We start from the raw sequence: 19,994 nt of genomic DNA on the forward strand, positions 1-19,994 counted from the left end.
CCGTGTGTTCGTCCTTCACCGGTGGGAGAATGACACCGGGCACCGCCAGGACGGACCACAGCACGGGAGAGGGATGTGACGGCGACACCATCGCGGCCGTACTCGTCGGCGTCGGTGCCGCGCGCACACCGTCAGGCACTCGGGGACACCCTCGCTCTTCTGGGCCTGCCCCTGCTGGCCGCCCTCGCGCTGCCGGCCGCGTTCGCCGGCGGCGGCACCCGGCGCTGGTTCGGCGGGCGCGCGGACAGCCAGCGGGCCGAGGCGCAGGCCGCGAAGGACGCCGCCGCGGCCGCGTTCTACGAACTGGACACCGCGCAGCGGGATCTGAGGATCTCGATAGAGACGATCACGGCCGTCGACGACTCCCCCGCGGCCCGGCGGGCGGTCGCCGACTTCCAGGCGATCAGCGGGCGGATCGACACGGCCAGCCAGCACTACATCGAGGCCGTCGACGCCCACGACCTCGACCGGGACGACCTGGAGGCCGCGGTCGCCGCCCAGGCGCGCACCGAGCTCACCCGGGCCAAGGACGAGCTCGGCAATGTCAAGAAGGAGCTGGACCGTTTCGGCGACAGCCTCGGCCCGCTGCTGGGCAAGGCCGAGACCCAGCTCGCCCGCCTCGCCCCGGCCGTGGAGCGGGCGCGGCAGGGGCTGCTGGCCGCCTCCAACGCCCTGGACGCCGTACGGGAGTCGGGGCTGAAGGCGGACGACCTCGCCGCCCGGCTCGCCGCCCTCGGACCCGAGCTGACCAAGCTGAACCAGGGCGCCGGGCAGCACGGCGTCCCGCAGACCCTGGAGCGGGCCGAGCGGGTCGCCCGGGAGGCGGAGTCGATCCGGGTCGAGGCCGAGCGGCTGCCGGAGCGGGCCGCCGAGATCGACCACCGGCTGGTCTCCCTGCGCACCCGCGCCGAGGCCCTCACCACCCGCGCGGGCCAGGTCGACCCGGTCCTGAGCGAACTGCGCCGCCGGTTCACCGTCGCCTGCTGGCAGGACCTCCAGCACGTCCCGGACCAGGCCGCGGAGAACGTCCGGCAGGCCGAGCAGAAGCTCCGCGAGGCCCGCGCCGCGCGCGACGAACAGCGCTGGCCGGACGCGACCGCCCTGCTCTCCACGGTCCGCGCCCTGCTCAACACCACCGACGAGTCCGTCTCCGCCGCCGGTGACCGGCTGCGCCGGCTGAACGCCGTGCAGAAGGACCCCCAGCAGGAGATCGACCGCACCCGCTTCGCCATCCGCGACGCCCAGCGCCTCGCCATGACCGGCCGCACCACGCCCGATCCGCGGCACGCGCGGCCCCTGGACGACTCGGTGGCCCGCCTGGACCGGGCGATCGCGACCCTGGAGGGCCGCCACCCCGACTACTGGCACTTCCTCACCGAGACGGAAGCGGTACGGCAGTCGGTGGCCCGGGTGGTCTCGCAGATCCGCGAGGAGCGCGGCGGCGCGCACTGAGGCGCCACGCGCCGGGGCGGAGGCCTGCTCGCGAGCAGGAGATTGAATCTCGCACGAACTAGACATTTCGACCTTTTTTGCATACATCGCCCCAATACGGTGACATGGATGAAGACCCGCATATCTCTCGCAAAGGAGATGGTGGTATGTCCTCCACCGAGTTCCAGCTCGAGGACCTGACCGAGGTCCCCGGCACCGACGTCGAAGCGGCTCTCGACCCCGTCGAGGCCGACGGTTACTACCGCGACAGCCGCCAGTGCGCGGCGCTTGCTCTGACGTCCTCGTCGAGCAACCTCCTGCTGTCGCCTCCGACGCCACGGCCGAAGAAGGGCTGACGGGAGAATCCGAATGGAGCAGTCAGGCACTTCGACCCGCCTCGCGGGCGCGGTGCAGGGCCTCACCTCGGAACTGGTCTCCGCTCTTCGGAGCGGAGACCGCTTCCGGCTGGCAGGCGCGGTCGCCACGGGGCACGGCCCCGGGACGACCGCCGACCCGTCCCTCGCCGCCGTCCGGGTGGTGGGAGCCGATGTCGTGCTGCCGAGCGTCCTGTTGCGCTGTCCGCCCCCCGATCCGGACGATCTCTCGGTGTTCGGCAGAGCCGTCCACGCCTACCCGCCCCCCGCCGAAGCGTCTCCCGCCGTGGCGTGGAGCCACTGGGCCATGAGGCGGGCGCTCCAGCGGCTGGACGCGTCCTTCGACGGTGCGTCGGACGACGACGCCGAGCCCGGGACGGCCTGGCTCGACGAGGCACCGTGGCAGTTCCTGACCCACCAACTCGCCGTGCTCGCCCCGCTCGCGCTGCCCGGCGACGACTGTGCGGTGGCCCGGGTGGCCCGCAGCCGCCCGGTCGACGTCGCCCGGGGATTCGTCCGGGCCGTCCGCCGCCGCGACTGGCTCCAGGCGGCCGGAGCGGGACGCTGGCTGGTCCTCCTCGACGAGGTGCCGCCGACACTGGGCCTGGACACCGGGCTGGAGTTCGTGGCCCAGATGGGCGGCACGGACGCCCGCGTGGCGTTGCAGGTCGAGGCGGCGCAACTGATGCGGACCGGAGTCCTGGTGTGACGGCGCCCGACGCACGGACGGCGCACGAGGACCCGGCGGCGCCGGACATGCAGACGGCGCACGAGGTACGGCGCCTGGCCGAGGCCGCGCTGACGTGGGTGAGCACCCACCGCGACGGATTCGCGCTCGGCGACGACGCGCTCGCCGAGCACGGCAACGTGAACACCACCTGGAAGCCCCTCGGCGAGCTGGCCCAGGTGTGCGTCTGTGCACGACGGCACACCGATCCGGCCGACCCGCTCCACGTGACGGCGTCCGATCTGCTGTCGTTCGCGTGGCAACAGACCGGTCGGGGCGCCCTGTTCGTGGAGTTGCAGCGCCTGGAACCCTTCGCCACGTATCCGCTGGAGGTCTACGCGGCCTTCGCGTCGGCGGGCCTGCGCCACGCCGGCTACGAGCGCGCCACGGCGACCGTGGCCCGCACCCGCGGCTGGCACGTGACGGAGCAGGAACCGAACCGGCGCATGAGCGTGCTCAACTCCGAGCGGCGCAGCGGCATCCCGCAGCACGGGCAGATGGGGCCGGCGCTGGACCGCACCTGGCTCGCCGGCCTGCCGGAGCCGTGGACGTTCGAACTGGCCGCCGGCTACACCCTGACCCATGTGATCTTCCACCTCACCGACTGGGGCCTGACCCCGCAGGCCGTGCCCCCGCCGGTCGCGGCCTACCTGCGGCACTGGCTCGCGCCCTGGCTCGACACCTGTCTGGAGGACGAGCAGTGGGACCTGAGCTGTGAACTGCTGGCCGTGGCGAGCAGCCTGCCCGGCCCGCCGGACCGCGCCCTGCTCCAGGAGGCGTGGACGCGGCTGTCCCCGGCCCAGGGCGACTCCGGGGCCGTCCCTGAGGTCGGCGGGCGCGGCGGCCGCACGGCCGAGCCGGCCTTCCTCGACTGCTACCACTCGACGCTGATGACCGTCTTCGCCACCGTGCTGACCCTCGACCGGCTGCGCGAGGACGGCGTGGAGGCGGCCGTGGACGTGGCCGGCGGACAAGGAGCCCCGGGATGACCGACACACGTCTCTTCCACCAGGTCGGGGTCGGCGCCCTGGAGTGGCTGCACGCCCACCGGGACGGGTTCCGGCTGGAGTTGGACGTCGACCCGGAGGTCGGCTTCCTGGAGCGCTTCAAGCCGGTCGGCGAACTGGCCCTCATCTGCAAGGTGTTGTTCCGCGAAGGCGTGGCCGGGTCCCGGCAGTCCACGCTGGCACGGCAGTTGATCGACCACGCCTGGTGTCACACGCTGGACGGCGGCCGGATGCTGGTGCGCGGGCAGCACACCGAGCCCATCTCGCCCATCCCCTTCGAGGTGTACCTGCCGTTCCAGGAGCTGGGCTACAGCAACCCGGAGGCGGAGCGGGCCTTCCGGCTCAACCAGCGGCTGGACAGCTTCGCCGCCCTGGAGATGTCACCGGTCCGCCGCCTCGGCCTGTCCGCCTTCCAGCGCCGCTTCGGCCTGCCGCCCCGCACCCCGGAGGCCGACCTCGTGGGCACGACCTGGCTGGGGCGCGCCCCCGAACCCTGGACGGTGGAGGGGCACATCGCCTACGACATCACCCACACCGTCTTCCATCTCACCGACTGGGGCGAGAACCCCGGGGGTCTGCCGGCCGATGTCGCCGACTACCTCGCGACCTGGCTGCCGGTCTGGCTGGACGACTGGCTGGACCTGCAACGCTGGGACCTGCTCGGTGAACTGCTCGTCGTCGACGCCTGCCTGCCCCGCCCCACCTTCGACGAGCGGGCCTGGGAGGGCTTCGCCGCCGCCCAGCAGCCCGACGGGGCGATGCCCGCCGTGCGCACCATGCCGGAGGGCACGCCCGACGAGGTCTTCGACATCGTCTACCACCCCACGCTCGTCGCCGCCTTCGCCTCGGTTCTCGCCATGTCCCGCGCCCTGACGCAGTTGGCGCGGACCCCGTCGTGACGGCCGGCGCACGCCCCGCGCGTCCCGCTCCCTGGCCGGGCGAGCCGCTCGACCTCACCGGTGCGAGGTCGCGGGAGGCACCCGACAACCACGACGAGGAGCAGGTGCGGCGGCGGCTCGACGCGGCCGTCACCGCCGTGGACGCGCCCGACGTCGTCTTCGCCCTGTCCCGGCACGGCCGCCGCACCGTGCGCGCCGGAGGCACCGCGCCCTCCCCGCCCGTGCCCCGCGAGCGGGCCCGCTACGAAATGGGGTCGGCCTCCAAGACGTTCACCGGACTCCTGCTGGCCCGTCTGACCGACACGGGCGTGCTGTCCGCCGGCGAACCCGCCGCCGCCCTCCTGGACCCGGGGCGGCCGGCCGGAGAGCACCCCGTCACCCTGGCCCACCTGATCACCCACACCTCGGGACTGCCCGCCCTGCCCGCCGACTTCTTCGTCCGGGCGCTGCCGGCGTGGCACACCAACCCCTACGCCCGCTACCCGGCCGAGCGCGTGGTCGACGCCTTCCTGCGCCACCGGCGGCACCGCCGTCCCGGCACCCGCTGGCACTACTCCAACTTCGGTGTCGCCGTCCTCGGTCACGCCCTGACGGCGGCCACCGCCACCTCGTGGGACGACCTGCTCACCGCTCATGTGCTGGAGCCGCTCGGACTGAGCGACGCCCGCCTCGGCCCGGGCGGCCCGGACACCGACGCCACCGGGCACCGCAAGGACGGCTCGACGCCCGTACCCCCGCTGGCCGTCGGCGGCTTCCAGGCGGCCGGCGCCGTCCGGGCCACCCCGCACGACCTGCTCACGTTCCTGGAGGCACACCTGGAACCGTCGGGGCGGCCCCTGGCCGGGGCGCTGCGCGCGGTCCGCCGCCCGGTGCTGCGGCGCGGTGTCGGGCACCGGCACGTGCACACGGTGGCCTGGTTCCAGCACCCCACGGAGTGCGGCCCGATGTACTTCCACGGCGGGGCGACCCTCGGTCAGCAGGCCTTCCTGGGCTTCCGGCCCGACATCGGCACGGCGTTGGCCGCCGTGTGCACCCGCCGCTTCCGCGCCCGCGACGCCTTCATCCCGACCGCGTACGCGCTGCTGGCCGAGTTGTAGGGCGAGCGGGCGACGGCGAGGGGCGGGGTCCGCGGACCCCGCCCCTCGCCGTGGTGTCATCGCGTCCTCAGACGCGCTGCCACAGCCCCGGAGCGAGGGCGGGCTGCCACGCGGCCTGCGCCTGGTGCGGCTGGAGGCACTCGTACGACACGCCGTCGTGCGTCACGCGCGCCCCGACCTCGTACACCCGGCCCGCGGCCCAGGCGCCCTCGGGGCCGTCCTCGGGGGCGGGGGTGCCGCTCTCGGCGGCGCTGGTGCGCAGGGTGAGTCCGTAGGTGCTGAGCACGGGGTTGATCGGCTGGTAGAAGGTCGTGCCGCCGCTCGTGCAGTCGCCGGAGCCTCCGGACGTGACGCCCTGGGCCTGGACCCCCGAGATGTAGGAGCCGCCCGAGTCACCCGGCTCCGCGCACACGGTCGTCCGGGTCACGCCGTCGACGGTGCCCTCGGCGTAGTTGACGCTGGTGTCGTGCTGCTCGATCGTGCCGCAGTGCCAGCCCGTGGTGGAACCGGACCGGCACACCGCGGCACCCGTCAGGGCCTGCACCGAGCCGGCGGTCTGCACGTCCTCGCCGTCGCCCTTCACCGCGGGCGTCGCGGTCCAGTCGCTGTTGACGCCCACCCACGACATGTCCTGCCCGGGGAACACGGACGCCTGGAACGTCCCCTGCGCGACCTGGTTGAACCCGGTGGTCTTGGCCCCGGCCTTCCCGCAGTGCCCGGCCGTGGCGAAGCCCTGCTGGTCGCCCTTGGTGACGCCGAACCCCACGGAACAGCGGGCCGTGTCGTCGATGTAGAAGGCGTCGCCGCCCCGGATGTCGTACAGGGCTCGCGGCTGGTCGGCGGACACCTTGACGTCCACGAGCGCGCTGTCGACGCCGGCGGCCTCGATCAGCTTGTCCGCGGCGGCGCGGCTGGTCGCCTGCACTGTCACCCGGTTGGTCCGTACGTCGACGTACCGGACCGGGGTGTCGAGGGCCTTGCCGGTCACGGCACGGTCCAGCTTCGTCTTGGCCGTCCGCAGGTCGGCCAGCGGGGTCTTGACGACCACGGCCCGTGCTCCGCCGGCCTCGATGGCCGCGCCGTCCGCCGCGTCGGTGCTCGCGACCGTCAGGTCGGCGGAGGTGGCGCCGCTCACCCAGGCTCCCGCGAACCGCTTGCCCAGCGCGTTCTGCAGCCTGCCGGCGCGCGTGCCCGCCTCGGCCTCGTTCACCAGGCGCGTCCTGGCCTGCGCCTCGGTCAGGCCCAGGTCGCGCTGGAGGGCCCGCAGGACCACGGCGGAGGGGCTGTTCGCGCCGAGCGTCTCGGCGGCGGACGGTGCCGGGGCCGGTGCCGGGGGCTCGACGGCCGCGGCCGCGGGCAGCCCCGCGAGCACGAGTGCGCCGAGTACCGTCAACGCGGCACAGCCGGCTGAAACCTGTCTGTGGGCCATCGGGCGTCTCCTCGGGTGGGATGCGAAAGGTCTCGAATCCCCAGGTATTGCCGAGAACGCCCCGGCCGATGTCGGTTTCCCGCGTGTTCCGCGCATCGGACGACAAGAAGGGGCCGCCCGGCCGAGCACGGGATGCCCGCGGACCGGCCCACCGGGTACCGGCGGCCGGTCAGGCGGGTGCGAGACCGGGCTTGCCGGCCTCCGTCACGAAGGACGCGGCCGTGGAGACCGGCGCGCCGGGTGTCGTCACGGCGGACACGGTCCTGAAGTCGGCGCGCGCCTTCTGGCGGTCGAGGGTGACCCGCACATAGCCGCGGCGCCCGTCGTAGAACTTCAGATGCGGGTTGGCCTTGAGGTACGTGTCCCAGGTGGGGGGCTTCTCGGCGCCGTCCCGGCCGCTGGCGACCGAGGTGGCCGTGAGCTCCGTGCCCAGGGTCGTGGAGGCCGGGTCGTCGAAGTCGTCCTTGATGTCGAAGGCGTACCCCGCGTGCAGGTCCCCGGTCATCACCACCAGGTTCTCGACACCGGCGGCCTTGGCGCCGTCGAGGACCCTGCGGCGCGAGGCCCGGTAGCCGTCCCAGGCGTCCATGGACATCTGGGGCTCCGCGGTCAGGTCCAGTTTGCGCTGCGAGAAGCAGACCTGTTGCCCCATCACGTTCCACAGGGCCTGCGAGGCACGCCAGCCGTCGATCAGCCAGCTCTCCTGCTCGGCCCCGGTCATGGTGCGCGCCGGGTCGTCCTGGAGGGGGCCGCCGGTGTGCTTGGTGTCCGCGTACACCTGGTCGGAGCGGTACTGCCGGGTGTCGAGGACGTCGAACTGGGCGAGCGTGCCCCACTGGAGCCGGCGGTAGAGCCGGGCGTCGGGCCCGTTCGGCATCTGCGCGGCGCGCAGCGGCTGGTTCTCCCAGTAGGCCCGGTAGGCGGCGGCGCGGCGCAGCAGGAACTCCTCCGGCGGGTCGTCGTTCTCGCTGACGGCGCCCGCGTAGTTGTTCTCGGTCTCGTGGTCGTCCCAGGTGACCACGAAGGGGTGGGCCGCGTGGGCCGCCCTGAGGTCCGGGTCGCTCTTGTAGAGGGCGTACCGCAGCCGGTAGTCCTCCAGGGTCGTGGCCTCGCGGTTGAAGAGGGCGGGCAGCTTGCGGTCGGTGTAGGCGCGGTGGCCGCCAGCGGAGTCGACGGCGTACTCGTACAGGTAGTCGCCGAGGTGGAGGACCACGTCGACGTCGTCCTGGGCGAGGTGGCGGTGTGCCGTGTAGTAGCCGTCGAAGTACGCCTGGCAGGAGACGGCGGCGTAGGAGAGCGAGGCGGCCGCGGCACCGGTGAGCGGGGCGGTGCGGGTGCGGCCGGTCGCGCTGATCCAGGTCCCGGCCTTGAACCGGTAGTAGTAGATGCGGTCGGGGTCGAGGCCGTCGACGTCGACGTGCAGGGTGTGGTGGTACTCGGGGTACGCGACGGCGGCACCGCTGCGGACGGTCGTGCCGAAGCTCTCGTCGGAGGCCAGCTCCCACTGGACGACGACGTACTGCTGGGGCAGACCGCCGTCGGGCTCGAAGGGGGCGGGGGCGAGCCGGGTCCACAGCAGCACGGAGCCGGGCAGCGGGTCCCCGGAGGCCACGCCGAGCGTGAACGGATCGCTGTCGATCCGCGCCGCGTCGAGTTCGCGGGAGCCGGCCGCACCCCGGGCCGGCAGGTGGGTGCCGAACGCGAGGGCGGCGGCGGCCGCGGTGACCGTGAGAAACCGCCGCCGGCCCAAGTGCCGTGCGGCGGCGCGCAGTTCGGGGGTGTGTCGCGAAGCCAAGGGGGCTCCTCCCGCGGTTGATCGCCGGCAGAGAACCCCCGCATGCTAACCAGACAATGATCAGATTTCGGACATGCCTGTCGGAGTGCCGGTTAACCTGTGCTCATGCCTCGCTACGAATACCGCTGCCGCACCTGCGGAGACACCTTCGAACTCAGCCGCCCCATGGCCGAGTCCTCCGCCCCCGCCGACTGCCCGGCCGGCCACGACGACACGGTGAAGCTGCTGTCGACGGTCGCGGTGGGCGGCTCGGCGTCCGCGTCGGCCCCCGCGCCCCAGGCGGGCGGCGGCGGTGGCGGCGGCTGCTGCGGCGGCGGTTGCTGCGGCTGACCGCCGTACCGGAGCTGCTTTCAGGCTGCCTTCAGGTCCGCTTCCCTAGCGTGGACCCATGTCAGCCATCGCGTGGGTCAACGGCCTCATGGACACCCTGGGCGCCCCCGGCGCCGGGGTGGCCATCGCCCTGGAGAACCTCTTCCCGCCCATCCCGAGCGAGGCGATCCTGCCGCTCGCGGGTTTCGCGGCGAGCACCGGCAGGCTGAGCCTGGTCGCCGTGCTGCTGTGGACGACGGCGGGCTCGGTGATCGGCGCCCTCGCGCTCTACGGCGTCGGCGCGCTCCTCGGCCGGGACCGCACGGTGGCCCTCGCGGCCCGGCTCCCGCTCCTCAAGGTCTCGGACATCGAGCGGACCGAGGCCTGGTTCCTGCGGCACGGCACCAAGGCGGTGTTCTTCGGCCGCATGATCCCCGTCTTCCGCAGCCTCGTCTCGGTCCCGGCCGGCGTCGAGCGCATGCCGCTGCCCGTGTTCCTGGCTCTGACCACTCTCGGCAGCGCCCTGTGGAACACCGCGTTCGTCCTCGCGGGCCACGCCCTGGGCGCCAACTGGACCCAGGTCACCGACGTGGTGTCCGCGTACTCGAAGGTCGTCCTCGGGGCCGCCGCGCTCGCGGTCGTGGCGTTCGTCGCCGTACGACTGCTGCGGCGGCCCTCCTCTACTGAGGCGTCCGAGCCGTCCTGAGCAGCTCCCGCAGGATCCGCTCCCCCGCCAGCACCCCCCGCTCCGGCAGCGCGCTGATCGCCGGCGCGGTCCAGTTCTCGTCCGCCAGCTCCCCGTGCCCCGGCCGCCAGCCCCGGTCGGCCGCGAGGAGCAGGTCGGCGTCGAGCAGGGAGTCGCCCGCGGCCAGCGTCAGGGCGGCCCCGGTGCGCCGGGCCACCTCGCGCACGGCGGCGCTCTTGGTGAGCGGCTTGGGGACGGCGTAGATCTTGCGGCCCTGGAGGGACACCGTCCAGCCGCGGCCCTCGGCCCACACCGCGAGCTCCTTGACCCAGTCCTCGGGCAGCAGTTCGCGCTCGACGACGAGGTAGGCGAAGAGGTCCTCGGCGATCCGGTGCTTGCGCACCCACAGGGGGTCGGCCGTCGTCTGGAGGTGTGCGGTGATCTCGGCCAGCGGGGCGCACTCGTCGGCCAGACGGGCCATGACCCGCGTGTGCCAGTCGAGGTCGGTGACGCCGTCGACCAGGAGGTGGCCGCCGTTCGCGCAGATCGCGTAGGCGGGCGGCGGACCCGGCAGGTTGATGCGCTGGTACTGCTTGCGGGTGCGGGTCGTCGTCGGCACGAACACCGCCGCGTCCCCGAGCTCGCCGAGCAGCCCGGCCGCGGTCTCCGTCATGTACGACAGCGGCCTGCTCTCGTGCACCTCGACGCAGAGCAGCCGGGGCGCCCGCGCGTCCGGCATGGTCAGCGCGAGGGCGGCGGCGGAGTAGATGAGGGTGCGGTCGAGGTCGCTCGCGACCAGCACCGGAGCCTGGGCGGGCATCAGACCGACACCGCCCGGCCGTCGGCACCCGTCGCGCCCCGGGTGTACCTGGGGTGGATCAATCCCACGCAGGTGTATGGGAGTTCGGCGACCTCTTCCACCGGGACACCTCTCTGCCCGGCCAGCAGGCGGACATGGTCGAGGTCCGCGCCGGCGCCCGCCCGGGCCAGGATCTTCCAGGGCACCCGGCGCAGCAGCACCCGGGTGGTCTCGCCGACACCCGGCTTGACGAGGTTGACGTCGTGGATGCCGTACTCCTCGCTGATGCGTTCGACGGCGGCCCAGCCCTCCCAGGTGGGCTCGCGGTCCCCGGCGAGCAGTTCCTTCGCGGTGGCGTCGACGGCGTCCACCACCTCGGGGAAGCGGGCGGCGACGGCGTCCAGGAAGTCCACCGACACGTCGGCGCCGGCGAGTTCGCGGTAGAACTTCGCGCCGTGGAAGTCGTTCGGCCCGACCAGGTCCGCGCGCAGGACCGTCCGCGAGATCAGGCCCGACACCGTGGAGTTGAGGCAGGCGGAGGGGATCAGGAAGTCCTCGCGGGTGCCGTACGTCCGCACGCACGAGCCCGGGTCGGCGAGGACGGCGATCTCCGGGTCGAAGCCCGCCGGGCCGCCCTCGGCCTCGAACTTCCGTACCGCTTCCGTCAGTTCGCGGGTGATCGCGCCCTTGCCGGTCCAGCCGTCGACGAAGACGACGTCGGCCGGGTCGTGGTGGGCGGCCAGCCAGCGCAGGGCGTTGGCGTCGATACCGCGGCCGCGGACGATCGAGACGGCGTAGTGCGGCAGTTCGAGGCCGTGGCGGAACTGCGCCCAGCGGCGCATCAGGACGCCGACGGGCGTGCCGGCGCGGGCGAGGGAGACGAGGACGGGCCGGGGCGAGCGCTCCTGGAGCACGATCTCCGTGACCGCGCCGACGGCCTGGGCGAGCCGCGCGGACGACTCCGCGAGAGCCGTCCGGAACAACTCCTGGTACTGGTCGCTCGGCTGGTACTCCACCGGCAGCGACTCCGCGTAGTGCGCGCCGCCGCTCTGGATGGCCTCCTCGCGCTCCTCGGTCGGCGCCTCCAGCGTGACGTCCGAGAGGTCCTGGAGCAGCCAGCCGACCTCCTCGGGGGCGTACGAGGAGAAGGCGGGGCCGCGGAGGGGCTCGGGAAGCATGGAGGGCCTTTCGGGGGTGTGGCTCGGGATCACCGCGAGGACCGTCTGCCGGGTGTGTGCGGCCAACTGGGCCAGGAGGCCGTCCGGTGCGTGCAGTTCGGGGGTGTCGGCGGTGGAGTCGACGACCACGACCACCGCGTCGAACCCGGCGCCGGCGACGTTGTAGGCGTAGCGGTCGCCGGGGCCGTCGGCCGGGTTGTCGTGGGCCGGGAAGGTCAGGCGGGTGCGGATGGCGTAGCCCGGGTCGTCCACGGCCAGCACCGGGGAGCGGGTGGTGGTGGAGAAGGTCACCTCGACGCCCTCGGCGACCTGTTCCAGCTCGCGGGCGAGTCGCAGGGGGGCGTACATCAGCTCTTCGAAGCCGAGGACGTGCACGCGGTGCGCATGAGGCGGGAAGGCTTCGGCCAGGCGGGCGGCCATCGCGGGGAGGGCGGACTCCAGGCGTATTCGGTGCGCCGGGGTAAAACCGTGACGGCCGCCGTCGGGGAGGTCCCGGGGCCAGAAGAGGTCCACACGGTTGTATGCCGACTGCGGGGCGGTGGGGGCTTGGCGCGCAGTTCCCCGCGCCCCTGAGTGGGAATCCTCGAACCTCGTCACAAGGTCCTGCCCCTTCTCCAGGACCCCTTCGGGCAGCTTCACCGTGCCCGACGCCGCCGCCACCAGGTCCACCCGCGCGCCTATCTCCCGCGCGAAAGCCTCCAGACGCCCCGCGTCCGCCTCCGACCGCATGTCCACCAGGGCGACCACCACGTACCGGTGTCGCGGATACCGCGCGTGCAGGTCCCTGATGGTGTTCAGGACCGTGTTGCCCGTCGAGAACTCGTCGTCGACGAGGACCAGGGGGCCGGCGCCGGCCAGCAGGGCGGGGTCCTCCGGCAGCAGGAGATGGCTCGTGGCGTGGGAGTGGGACTCCTCGAAGCCGCCCGCGGAGGCCACGCCGGGGACCGGGCGGCGGGTGGAGTGCAGGTACGGGGCGAGGGCGATGCCGTCGGCGACGGAGTGACCGAGGCCCGTCGCCGTCTCCGCGTAGCCGAGGACGACCGCGCGGGCCGCCTCCTCGTCGCCCAGCAGCTCACGGACCCGGCGGCCCAGGGCGAGGCCGTGGCCGTAGACCACCGACGGTGACTGCGGGACGTGCTTGCCCAGCACGTTGGAGACCAGCAGGTGGGCCCGCTTGGGGTTGCGGCGCAGGGCCAGCCCCAGCAGGTCGGTCAGCCGGTCGTCGCCCACGAGTTCGACGCCGAGCCGGTCGGCGACCCATGTCCCCGACCAGACCCGGTCGTTCACTGCCTTGTTCATGCGTCCCTTGGTGTCCACGGATGATCAGCCGGAGATCCCGGCGGCGAGCAGCTCCACGAAGCCGATGTCCTCGTTGGCCACCCCGAAGACCTCGGCGCGCAGCAGGGTGCGCTCCGCCCAGGCGCGATGCGGCTTCACTTCGTTCATCTTGTTCGTGTACTGCGACCTCAGCACCCCGCCGCCGCCCCGCTCGGGCCGCAGGATGTCCTGCGCGTCGCTGAACTCCTCGTGGCTGACCACGGACAGCGCGTGCACGGGCAGCACGTGGGAGGGGTGGATGCAGGTCTTGCCGAGCAGACCGTTGGCCTGGTCGAGGGTGATCTCGCGCAGCAGACCGTCCATGGCGTGCTCGATGAGAGCCTCGCGCAGCTCCTCGGCCTGGCCCTCCAGGAAGGGGCTGCGGCGCAGCTGCGGTTTGAACATGCGCTCCTGGACCCGGAAGTACTCCCAGACCGGCCCGGTCACGGTGAACCCTGTGCCGTCGGCGCGGCCCAGCATGTTCACCACGTCGGCGATCACGGAGGCGACGATCTGAACGTCCCAGGCGGTCATGTCGGGGGCGCGGCGCAGGCCGTAGGAGGAGCAGAAGTCGGTGACGCCGAGGCGGAGGGCGAGGACCCGGTCGCGGTATTTGTCGACCGCGCGGGCGATGCCCTCCAGGGTCTCTACGCGCGTCTCCCGGTAGAGCAGCTCGGGCGACTCCAGCACCGGCATGGCGAACAGCCGGTGCCCGCTCGTGGCCTCGGCGCCGGAGAGGGCCTCCAGGAAGGGTATGCCGCGCTCCTCGGTGAACTTCGGCAGCACGAATCCGGCCAGCAGCCGGACCGCGGGACCGAGCCGTCGTACGAGGTCGGGGATCTGCTGCGGGGCGCGGACCCGGATGAACAGCAGCGGGGGGTCCGTCAGCCGTTGCGCGAGGTCGGCGAACTGCCGGACGAGGTTCTCCTCGCCCTCGGCGACGTCGTCGTCACCGATCGAGTCTTCCAGGCACAGCACCATCGAGACCACGCCGCGTCCGGTCTGCTTGACGATGTCGTCAGCGAGCCGCGGCCGCGTGGCCGGACTGTAGAGCGTGGCGCCCAGCGCCGCGGAGAGCAGCCGGGCCGGGGAGTCCGGGGTGAACTCGCAGGGCTCCTGATGGAAGAGGCGCTGACGCACCTCAGGGGCGATGTGCCCGAAATGACGCATATGACTCCCCCGTGGTAGCTGTGACACCCGTGAAGGGTTCACAGGTGGCCGGTAATAGTACGTAGGTACCCATGTCCGAGGTTCCCACCGGGCATGAATTTCAGGTAACGCAGACAAACACGGCCATGTCGACACCGGTACGACATGAACCGGTGTCCCGCACCCCCGCGTTGTCGTGACCAGGACCGAGAGGGCAGGATGACCGCATGACGCACGCCATGCTGAAGGGGTCGAACGTCCCGCTGGAAGCCACCACGGTACGCGCCGTGCTGCGCTGGTCCCCCGGGCAGGGGGTCCCGGTCGTCGACGCCTCGGCGCTCCTCCTCGGCCCCGACGGTCGTGTGCGATCCGACGAGGACTTCGTCTTCTACAACCAGCCCCGGCACCCCTCCGGGAAAGTCTGGCTCCTCGGCAAGAAGCGGCTCGCCGAAGGTCCCACCGACACGATCCAGACAGATCTCGCCGGTGTCGAGCCCGAGGTCAGCCAGATTCTCCTGGTCGCGTCGGTGGACGACACGTCGGTGGAGGACGCCACGTTCGGCCGCGTGCAGGGCCTGTGCATCCTGCTGTACGACGCCTCGGTCGCCGACGGCGAGCCGCTGGTCTCCTTCGACATCAAGCCGGAGACGGGCCAGGAGACGGCCCTGATCTGCGGCGAGCTGTACCGCCGCGGCGAGGGCTGGAAGTTCCGCGCCCTGGGCGAGGGCTACGCGGAGGGCCTCCAGGGCCTGGCCACGGACTACGGCATCGTGGTGGACGAGTCCGACTCCGGAGAGGCGCCGCCGCAGCCCGAGCCCGCGTCCTTCCCGCTGCCCCCGGAGCAGCCGCCGGCCCAGTCGGCCACCTCGGTCCCCACCCAGGCGGCCTACGGCTACCCGCAGCCCGCGACACCGGCCACGGCACCCGTCCCGGCGGCCTCGGGCTACGGCTACCCGCCCCCGGTGCCCACGGTCCCGGCCGCGCAGGAGTTCCGGATGCCTCCGCAGGGTCCCCAGTTCATCGGGCGGTAGCGGCGCTCACCGGTCCGCCTTGGCCTTGTAGCCCCGCCCCCACTGCAACCCCCACCCGTACAACCGGTCCAGCTCGCCCTGGAAGCCGTACACGAACTGCACCTCGCGGCGTACGACGAGCTCGCCCTTGACGTTCTCGATCATCACCACCGCGCAGGACCGGGCCTGGGGGTGCCGTTCGTCGAGGCCTATCTCGATCCGCGGGCCGTTGCTCGGGTACAGCGTCACGATGGCGTGCGTACGGTCGAACGCCGGGGTCTGGTCGTAGATGTACACGAAGACCAGCAGCCGCTTGATCTGGTCCCGGTGGTCGAGGTTGACGTACATCGTCTCGCCGGACGCCGAGCCGAACCGGTCGTCCCCGCTGAGCTTCACGTACGGCGGGGCGTTGACATCCCCGAGCAGCCCGCCCAGGGGCTGTACGACACCCTTGGTGCCGTCGGCCAGCTCGTACAGGCACCCGAGGTCGAGGTCGACGTTGACCATGCTCTGGCTGTGCCCGAGGACCTCCGGCGGCTTGAGCGCCTTGAAGGGGTGCCGCAGCAGCGACTCCCGCTGGGAGCCCCCGATGTCGGAGGTGCGCATCCGCCAGGTCAGGTTGATGCGGAGGTTGCCGGTCGCCGCGCCCTGTTTGGTGAGCGAGACCCGGTTGTGCCGCTTGGTCAGTTCGATCGCGTTGCTGGCCGCGCTGCCCGAGTCGAAGTCGACCTCGCGGCCGCCCCGGAGTCCGTCCAAGAAGCCCATTCCCGCCCCCCTGTGCACTGTGGAGAAACCGGCGGGGCGGCCGGAGGCCCGGCCGCCCCGCTCAGAGCGTTCCTCACCCGGAAGGGTGTCACACCCCGGACGAGACCTCAGTCTTCTCGTCCGAGCCCGCGGCTTTTCCCTCGGCTGCCGCCAGCGCCTTGTTGCGGCGCACGGACGACCAGAAGGACCAGCCGATCAGGATCACGCCGACCAGGCCGGTGATGATCTCGTTGATCTCGTACTGGATGGTGACCATGAGGATCACGGCGAGGGCGCCGATCGCGTAGTGGGCGCCGTGCTCCAGGTAGACGTAGTCGTCGAGGGTGCCCTGGCGGACCAGGTACACGGTGAGCGAGCGGACGTACATCGCGCCGATGCCCAGACCGAGCGCCATCAGCACGATGTCGTTGGTGATGGCGAACGCGCCGATCACGCCGTCGAAGGAGAACGAGGCGTCCAGGACCTCCAGGTACAGGAACATGAAGAACGCCGCCTTGCCGGCCATCAGGACGGCCGACTTGGGCTTGCCCTCGCGCTCGGCGCGCTCCTCTTCCTCGTGCTCGCGTTCCTCCCCCTCTTCGAGCTTGTCCTCGAAGTAGCCGGAGAGGCCGCCGACCACCATGTAGGTGATCAAGCCCGCGATACCCGAGATCAGCACGGTCTGCGCCTTGTCCACGTGCGCGCCGCCGTGCTGGTGGGCGTGGGTGGCGAAGGTGAACGCGGTGATCAGCAGGACGACCAGGGCGATGCAGACCGACAGCATGTCGACCTTGCCGAGCTTGGCCAGCGGCCGCTCCAGCCAGGCCAGCCACTTGATGTCCCGGTCCTCGAAGATGAAGTCCAGGAAGATCATCAGCAGGAACATGCCACCGAACGCGGCGATCGCCGGATGCGCGTCGGTGACCAGCTCCTGGTAATGGTCCTTGTTGTTGAGGGCGAGGTCGACCGCCTCGATCGGCCCCATCTTGGCGCTGATCGCCACGATGACGACGGGGAAGACCAGCCGCATGCCGAACACGGCGATCAGGACGCCGATCGTGAGGAAGATCTTCTGCCAGAAGGCGTTCATCTTCTTCAGGATTCCGGCGTTGACCACCGCGTTGTCGAACGACAGGGAGATCTCGAGGATGGAGAGGATCGCCACGATTCCGAAGGCCTCCCACCCCCCGTAGAAGACCGCAGCGACCAGGCCGAGCGCGGTGACCGCGAACGACCAGCCGAAGGTTTTGAGAACCACTGGCTACCCAATCCGTACGTGTACGGGATTCCCCCGTGCCGCACTCGGCTTTACGAAACTTTGAAGCGAAGTGTAGTCGGGCACCCTCGAAGCCCCACCCGGCCCCGGCTTTTGCTCATATCGCGTTACGAGACGTTGACCCCGAAGTCGAGGGCGATGCCCCGCAGTCCCGACGCGTACCCCTGTCCCACCGCCCTGAACTTCCACTCGCCCTGGTAGCGGTAGAGCTCGCCGAAGATCATGGCGGTCTCGGTGGAGGCGTCCTCGGAGAGGTCGTAGCGGGCCAGCTCCTGGCCGTCGGCCTGGTTGACCACGCGGATGAAGGCGTTGCTGACCTGGCCGAAGGTCTGGCCGCGGTTGTCGGCGTCGTGGATCGACACCGGGAAGACGATCTTGTCGCACCGGTCCGGCACCCGGGAGAGGTCGACCAGGATCGACTCGTCGTCGCCCTCGCCCTCACCGGTGAGGTTGTCGCCGGTGTGCTCGACCGAGCCGTCCGGGCTCTTGAGCTGGTTGTAGAAGACGAAGTACTCGTCACCCAGGACCCGCCCGCTGCTGCACATCAGGGCGCTGGCGTCGAGGTCGAAGTCGGCTCCGGTGGTGGAGCGCGCGTCCCAGCCGAGTCCGACCATCACCTGGGTGAGGTTGGGGGCGGCCTTGGACAGGGAGACGTTGCCTCCCTTGGCGAGCGTGACGCCCATGTGCTGTTCCCTCCCCGAGAGTGTGCTTCCGTGCTGTACCTGCGCGTCCGGCGCCGCACGCAAACCGTGCGGCGCCGGACGGGGGACCAGGAGTGGCCCTAGACGTTGACGCCGAAGTCCTGGGCGATACCGCGCAGGCCCGAGGCGTAGCCCTGGCCGATGGCGCGGAACTTCCACTCCGCGCCGTTGCGGTAGAGCTCGCCGAAGACCATGGCGGTCTCGGTGGACGCGTCCTCGGAGAGGTCGTAGCGGGCGATCTCGGCGCCGCCGGCCTGGTTCACGACGCGGATGAACGCGTTGCGCACCTGGCCGAAGGACTGCTGGCGGTTCTCGGCGTCGTAGATCGAGACCGGGAAGACGATCTTGTCGACGTCCGCCGGGACGTTGGCCAGGTCGACCTTGATCTGCTCGTCGTCGCCCTCACCCTCACCGGTGAGGTTGTCGCCGGTGTGCTCGACCGAGCCGTCGGCGCTCTTGAGGTTGTTGAAGAAGACGAAGTTCGCGTCACTGGCGACCTTGCCGGCCGCGTTCAGCAGCAGCGCGCTCGCGTCCAGGTCGAAGTCCGTGCCGGTCGTGGTGCGGACGTCCCACCCCAGACCGACGATGACCGCGGTCAGGCCCGGGGCCTCCTTGGTCAGCGATACGTTGCCGCCCTTGCTGAGGCTGACTCCCACGAGTCCTCCATTTGGTGTCCGGGGGCCGGGAGCCCCGCCGTGCGTGCGATGTCGGATGCCGGATCAACGATTCGATCCTAGTGACGGGTTCCCGGCGCACGCAGTCCCTGGAGGCGAACAATCACAGGGTGTCGAGCGCCTTCACGTACTCATTGAGGTCGCGGGCGTCCGGGAGGGCGTTGACGACGGTCCAGCGGACCACGCCCTCCTTGTCGATGACGAAGGTGCCGCGCACCGCGCAGCCCTTGTCCTCGGCGAAGACGCCGTAGGCGCGGGAGACCTCGCCGTGCGGCCAGAAGTCGCTGAGCAGCGGGTACTCCAGGCTCTCCTGCTCGGCGAAGACGCGCAGGGTGTGGATGGAGTCGTTGGAGACGGCGAGGAGCTGGGTGTCGCGGTCGGTGAACTTCGGCAGGTTGTCCCGCAGCTCGCACAGCTCACCGGTGCACACGCCGGTGAAGGCGAAGGGGTAGAAGAGCAGCACGACGTTCTTGTCGCCGCGGAAGTCGGACAGCCGCACGGTCCGGCCGTGGTTGTCCCTGAGCTCGAAGTCGGGGGCCTTTGCGCCGACCTGGATCGCCATCGCGTGGGTGTCCCTTCGGGGGCTGTTCGAGTGACGCGTCCACCCTACGCAGCGACCACCGCGGGGAAGCGGACGGGCCGGTCTCGCCGGCCCGTCCGGTCCCACCGGGCTACTTCTTGGACTTGGCCGCCTTGGGCGTCACCAGCCGGCTGCCACTCCAGTCCTTGCCCACGCTGACGCTCTTGGAGGCGGACAGGCCTGCCGTCGTCGCGGCTTCGGAGATGTCGCTCGGCTCCACGTAGCCGTCCCGGCCGGTCTTCGGCGTCAGCAACAGGATCGAGCCGCCCTCCTCGATGTACGTGGTGGCGTCCACCAGCACATCGGTCAGGTCGCCGTCCTCGTCACGGAACCAGAGCACCACGGCATCGGCGACGTCGTCGTAGTCCTCGTCCACAAGGTCGCTGCCGATGACCTGCTCGATGGCCTCGCGGAGTTCCTGGTCTACGTCGTCGTCGTAGCCGATCTCCTGGACCACCTGCTCGGGCTGGAACCCCAGCCTCACGGCAGGGCTCGTCTCCGCGTGGTCCGCGGTCGCGCTCACGGGGTGCCTCCTGATCTTGTCTTCGAATGGGTCCCCCCAGGCTCTCAGGCTCTGGGGGGTCTCAGCCACGCGCGTGCGCGAAGCATTGGCCGTAGTCCACACGGGCGGGGCGGATCGCGCAAGTACCCGGCGTTTCAGACCGCCGAAACGGTGACGTTCCGGAACGTGTCACCCCAACTCCAGGCACATCATCGCGGTCACGTCGTGACGCATGCCACACCTTTCTGCCCTCTTTGCGTGTTTGGAACCATACCCGGGTAGAGGGCCTCGGGTTACCCCGGAGTAGAGAT

20 protein-coding genes are annotated in these 19,994 nt (G+C 71.5%); 9 read left to right on the forward strand and 11 right to left on the reverse strand.

Features of this window, described 5'->3' with window-relative positions; all coding sequences use genetic code 11:
- Positions 1 to 75 precede the first annotated feature (75 nt).
- The 6 genes from ACIQJT_RS05385 (at position 76) to ACIQJT_RS05410 (ending at position 5,535) form a co-directional block, all read left to right on the forward strand.
- Positions 76 to 1,452: a hypothetical protein gene (locus ACIQJT_RS05385; protein WP_365450880.1), complete on the forward strand. Its 1,377-nt coding sequence runs from the start codon at positions 76 to 78 to the stop codon at positions 1,450 to 1,452.
- A gap of 146 nt (positions 1,453 to 1,598) precedes the next feature.
- Entirely contained in the window at positions 1,599 to 1,787 is a 189-nt protein-coding gene (locus ACIQJT_RS05390) for a hypothetical protein (protein ID WP_007381710.1), read from the forward strand.
- Positions 1,788 to 1,800: 13 nt separating this feature from the next.
- Complete coding sequence (locus ACIQJT_RS05395) at positions 1,801 to 2,514, forward strand: hypothetical protein (RefSeq protein WP_402640129.1); 714 nt, start codon at positions 1,801 to 1,803, stop codon at positions 2,512 to 2,514.
- A 47-nt stretch (positions 2,515 to 2,561) separates the two neighbouring features.
- The gene (locus ACIQJT_RS05400; RefSeq protein ID WP_402641297.1) at positions 2,562 to 3,521 is read left to right on the forward strand and encodes a DUF6895 family protein; all 960 of its coding nucleotides are present in this window, start codon (positions 2,562 to 2,564) and stop codon (positions 3,519 to 3,521) included.
- Complete coding sequence (locus tag ACIQJT_RS05405; protein ID WP_365450876.1) at positions 3,518 to 4,438, forward strand: DUF6895 family protein; 921 nt, start codon at positions 3,518 to 3,520, stop codon at positions 4,436 to 4,438. Before ACIQJT_RS05400 ends, ACIQJT_RS05405 begins: the two co-directional genes overlap by 4 nt.
- On the forward strand, positions 4,435 to 5,535 hold the full coding sequence (locus ACIQJT_RS05410) for a serine hydrolase domain-containing protein (protein WP_402640131.1): 1,101 nt from the start codon (positions 4,435 to 4,437) through the stop codon (positions 5,533 to 5,535). Before ACIQJT_RS05405 ends, ACIQJT_RS05410 begins: the two co-directional genes overlap by 4 nt.
- A gap of 67 nt (positions 5,536 to 5,602) precedes the next feature.
- On the opposite strand, the gene ACIQJT_RS05415 is transcribed toward ACIQJT_RS05410, so the two are convergent.
- Both ACIQJT_RS05415 and ACIQJT_RS05420 read right to left on the reverse strand, forming a co-directional pair.
- Positions 5,603 to 6,964: a carbohydrate-binding protein gene (locus ACIQJT_RS05415; protein ID WP_402640133.1), complete on the reverse strand. Its 1,362-nt coding sequence runs from the start codon at positions 6,962 to 6,964 to the stop codon at positions 5,603 to 5,605.
- 169 nt (positions 6,965 to 7,133) lie between these two features.
- Positions 7,134 to 8,759 (reverse strand): alkaline phosphatase D family protein, encoded by a 1,626-nt coding sequence (locus ACIQJT_RS05420; RefSeq protein WP_402640135.1) that lies wholly within the window; start codon positions 8,757 to 8,759, stop codon positions 7,134 to 7,136.
- Positions 8,760 to 8,864: 105 nt separating this feature from the next.
- On the opposite strand from ACIQJT_RS05420, the gene ACIQJT_RS05425 reads away from it, so the two are divergent.
- Together ACIQJT_RS05425 and ACIQJT_RS05430 are read left to right on the forward strand one after the other, a co-directional pair.
- Positions 8,865 to 9,089, forward strand: a complete 225-nt coding sequence (locus ACIQJT_RS05425) for a zinc ribbon domain-containing protein (RefSeq protein ID WP_053850450.1) — start codon at positions 8,865 to 8,867, stop codon at positions 9,087 to 9,089.
- Positions 9,090 to 9,147: 58 nt separating this feature from the next.
- The gene (locus ACIQJT_RS05430) at positions 9,148 to 9,774 is read left to right on the forward strand and encodes a DedA family protein (protein ID WP_402640137.1); all 627 of its coding nucleotides are present in this window, start codon (positions 9,148 to 9,150) and stop codon (positions 9,772 to 9,774) included.
- On the opposite strand, the gene ACIQJT_RS05435 is transcribed toward ACIQJT_RS05430, so the two are convergent.
- The 3 genes from ACIQJT_RS05435 to ACIQJT_RS05445 are packed head-to-tail and all read right to left on the reverse strand — an operon-like array spanning position 9,749 to position 14,217.
- Positions 9,749 to 10,573, reverse strand: coding sequence for an HAD family hydrolase (locus ACIQJT_RS05435; protein WP_365450866.1), 825 nt, complete (start codon positions 10,571 to 10,573; stop codon positions 9,749 to 9,751). The genes ACIQJT_RS05430 and ACIQJT_RS05435 overlap by 26 nt on opposite strands.
- Positions 10,573 to 13,029, reverse strand: coding sequence for a phosphoribosyltransferase domain-containing protein (locus ACIQJT_RS05440; RefSeq protein ID WP_402640139.1), 2,457 nt, complete (start codon positions 13,027 to 13,029; stop codon positions 10,573 to 10,575). The genes ACIQJT_RS05435 and ACIQJT_RS05440 overlap by 1 nt, the downstream gene beginning before the upstream one ends.
- 24 nt (positions 13,030 to 13,053) lie before the next feature.
- Positions 13,054 to 14,217: an HpcH/HpaI aldolase/citrate lyase family protein gene (locus ACIQJT_RS05445; RefSeq protein ID WP_402640141.1), complete on the reverse strand. Its 1,164-nt coding sequence runs from the start codon at positions 14,215 to 14,217 to the stop codon at positions 13,054 to 13,056.
- A gap of 206 nt (positions 14,218 to 14,423) precedes the next feature.
- Between ACIQJT_RS05445 and ACIQJT_RS05450 the strand changes: the two genes are divergently transcribed.
- Entirely contained in the window at positions 14,424 to 15,227 is an 804-nt protein-coding gene (locus ACIQJT_RS05450) for a TerD family protein (protein ID WP_402640143.1), read from the forward strand.
- 6 nt (positions 15,228 to 15,233) lie between these two features.
- Here the strand turns inward: ACIQJT_RS05450 and ACIQJT_RS05455 are convergent, their stop codons facing one another.
- The 6 genes from ACIQJT_RS05455 to ACIQJT_RS05480 form a co-directional block, all read right to left on the reverse strand.
- Positions 15,234 to 15,971, reverse strand: coding sequence for a Tellurium resistance (locus ACIQJT_RS05455; RefSeq protein WP_280851750.1), 738 nt, complete (start codon positions 15,969 to 15,971; stop codon positions 15,234 to 15,236).
- A gap of 88 nt (positions 15,972 to 16,059) precedes the next feature.
- The gene (locus ACIQJT_RS05460; RefSeq protein WP_365450858.1) at positions 16,060 to 17,208 is read right to left on the reverse strand and encodes a DUF475 domain-containing protein; all 1,149 of its coding nucleotides are present in this window, start codon (positions 17,206 to 17,208) and stop codon (positions 16,060 to 16,062) included.
- 125 nt (positions 17,209 to 17,333) lie between these two features.
- Positions 17,334 to 17,909, reverse strand: a complete 576-nt coding sequence (locus ACIQJT_RS05465) for a TerD family protein (RefSeq protein WP_007381725.1) — start codon at positions 17,907 to 17,909, stop codon at positions 17,334 to 17,336.
- Between the two features lie 98 nt (positions 17,910 to 18,007).
- Entirely contained in the window at positions 18,008 to 18,583 is a 576-nt protein-coding gene (locus ACIQJT_RS05470; RefSeq protein ID WP_053850726.1) for a TerD family protein, read from the reverse strand.
- Between the two features lie 121 nt (positions 18,584 to 18,704).
- Positions 18,705 to 19,163 (reverse strand): peroxiredoxin, encoded by a 459-nt coding sequence (locus ACIQJT_RS05475; protein ID WP_402640146.1) that lies wholly within the window; start codon positions 19,161 to 19,163, stop codon positions 18,705 to 18,707.
- Between the two features lie 109 nt (positions 19,164 to 19,272).
- Complete coding sequence (locus ACIQJT_RS05480) at positions 19,273 to 19,704, reverse strand: DUF3052 domain-containing protein (protein WP_020116104.1); 432 nt, start codon at positions 19,702 to 19,704, stop codon at positions 19,273 to 19,275.
- Positions 19,705 to 19,994 lie beyond the last annotated feature (290 nt).

Origin of the sequence: Streptomyces sp. NPDC091972, from assembly GCF_044756385.1 — a bacterium.
Taxonomy (GTDB): Bacteria; Actinomycetota; Actinomycetes; order Streptomycetales; family Streptomycetaceae; genus Streptomyces.

Excerpts from the sequence above, each read along its gene's own strand:
- ACIQJT_RS05455 (WP_280851750.1), bottom strand. The coding sequence starts at position 15,971 with ATGGGCTTCTTGGACGGACTCCGGGGCGGCCGCGAGGTCGACTTCGAC.
- ACIQJT_RS05440 (WP_402640139.1), bottom strand. The coding sequence starts at position 13,029 with ATGAACAAGGCAGTGAACGACCGGGTCTGGTCGGGGACATGGGTCGCC.
- ACIQJT_RS05475 (WP_402640146.1), bottom strand. The coding sequence starts at position 19,163 with ATGGCGATCCAGGTCGGCGCAAAGGCCCCCGACTTCGAGCTCAGGGAC.
- ACIQJT_RS05390 (WP_007381710.1), top strand. The coding sequence starts at position 1,599 with ATGTCCTCCACCGAGTTCCAGCTCGAGGACCTGACCGAGGTCCCCGGC.
- ACIQJT_RS05430 (WP_402640137.1), top strand. The coding sequence starts at position 9,148 with ATGTCAGCCATCGCGTGGGTCAACGGCCTCATGGACACCCTGGGCGCC.
- ACIQJT_RS05405 (WP_365450876.1), top strand. The coding sequence starts at position 3,518 with ATGACCGACACACGTCTCTTCCACCAGGTCGGGGTCGGCGCCCTGGAG.
- ACIQJT_RS05415 (WP_402640133.1), bottom strand. The coding sequence starts at position 6,964 with ATGGCCCACAGACAGGTTTCAGCCGGCTGTGCCGCGTTGACGGTACTC.
- ACIQJT_RS05425 (WP_053850450.1), top strand. The coding sequence starts at position 8,865 with ATGCCTCGCTACGAATACCGCTGCCGCACCTGCGGAGACACCTTCGAA.
- ACIQJT_RS05450 (WP_402640143.1), top strand. The coding sequence starts at position 14,424 with ATGACGCACGCCATGCTGAAGGGGTCGAACGTCCCGCTGGAAGCCACC.
- ACIQJT_RS05435 (WP_365450866.1), bottom strand. The coding sequence starts at position 10,573 with ATGCCCGCCCAGGCTCCGGTGCTGGTCGCGAGCGACCTCGACCGCACC.
- ACIQJT_RS05465 (WP_007381725.1), bottom strand. The coding sequence starts at position 17,909 with ATGGGCGTCACGCTCGCCAAGGGAGGCAACGTCTCCCTGTCCAAGGCC.
- ACIQJT_RS05400 (WP_402641297.1), top strand. The coding sequence starts at position 2,562 with ATGCAGACGGCGCACGAGGTACGGCGCCTGGCCGAGGCCGCGCTGACG.
- ACIQJT_RS05395 (WP_402640129.1), top strand. The coding sequence starts at position 1,801 with ATGGAGCAGTCAGGCACTTCGACCCGCCTCGCGGGCGCGGTGCAGGGC.
- ACIQJT_RS05445 (WP_402640141.1), bottom strand. The coding sequence starts at position 14,217 with ATGCGTCATTTCGGGCACATCGCCCCTGAGGTGCGTCAGCGCCTCTTC.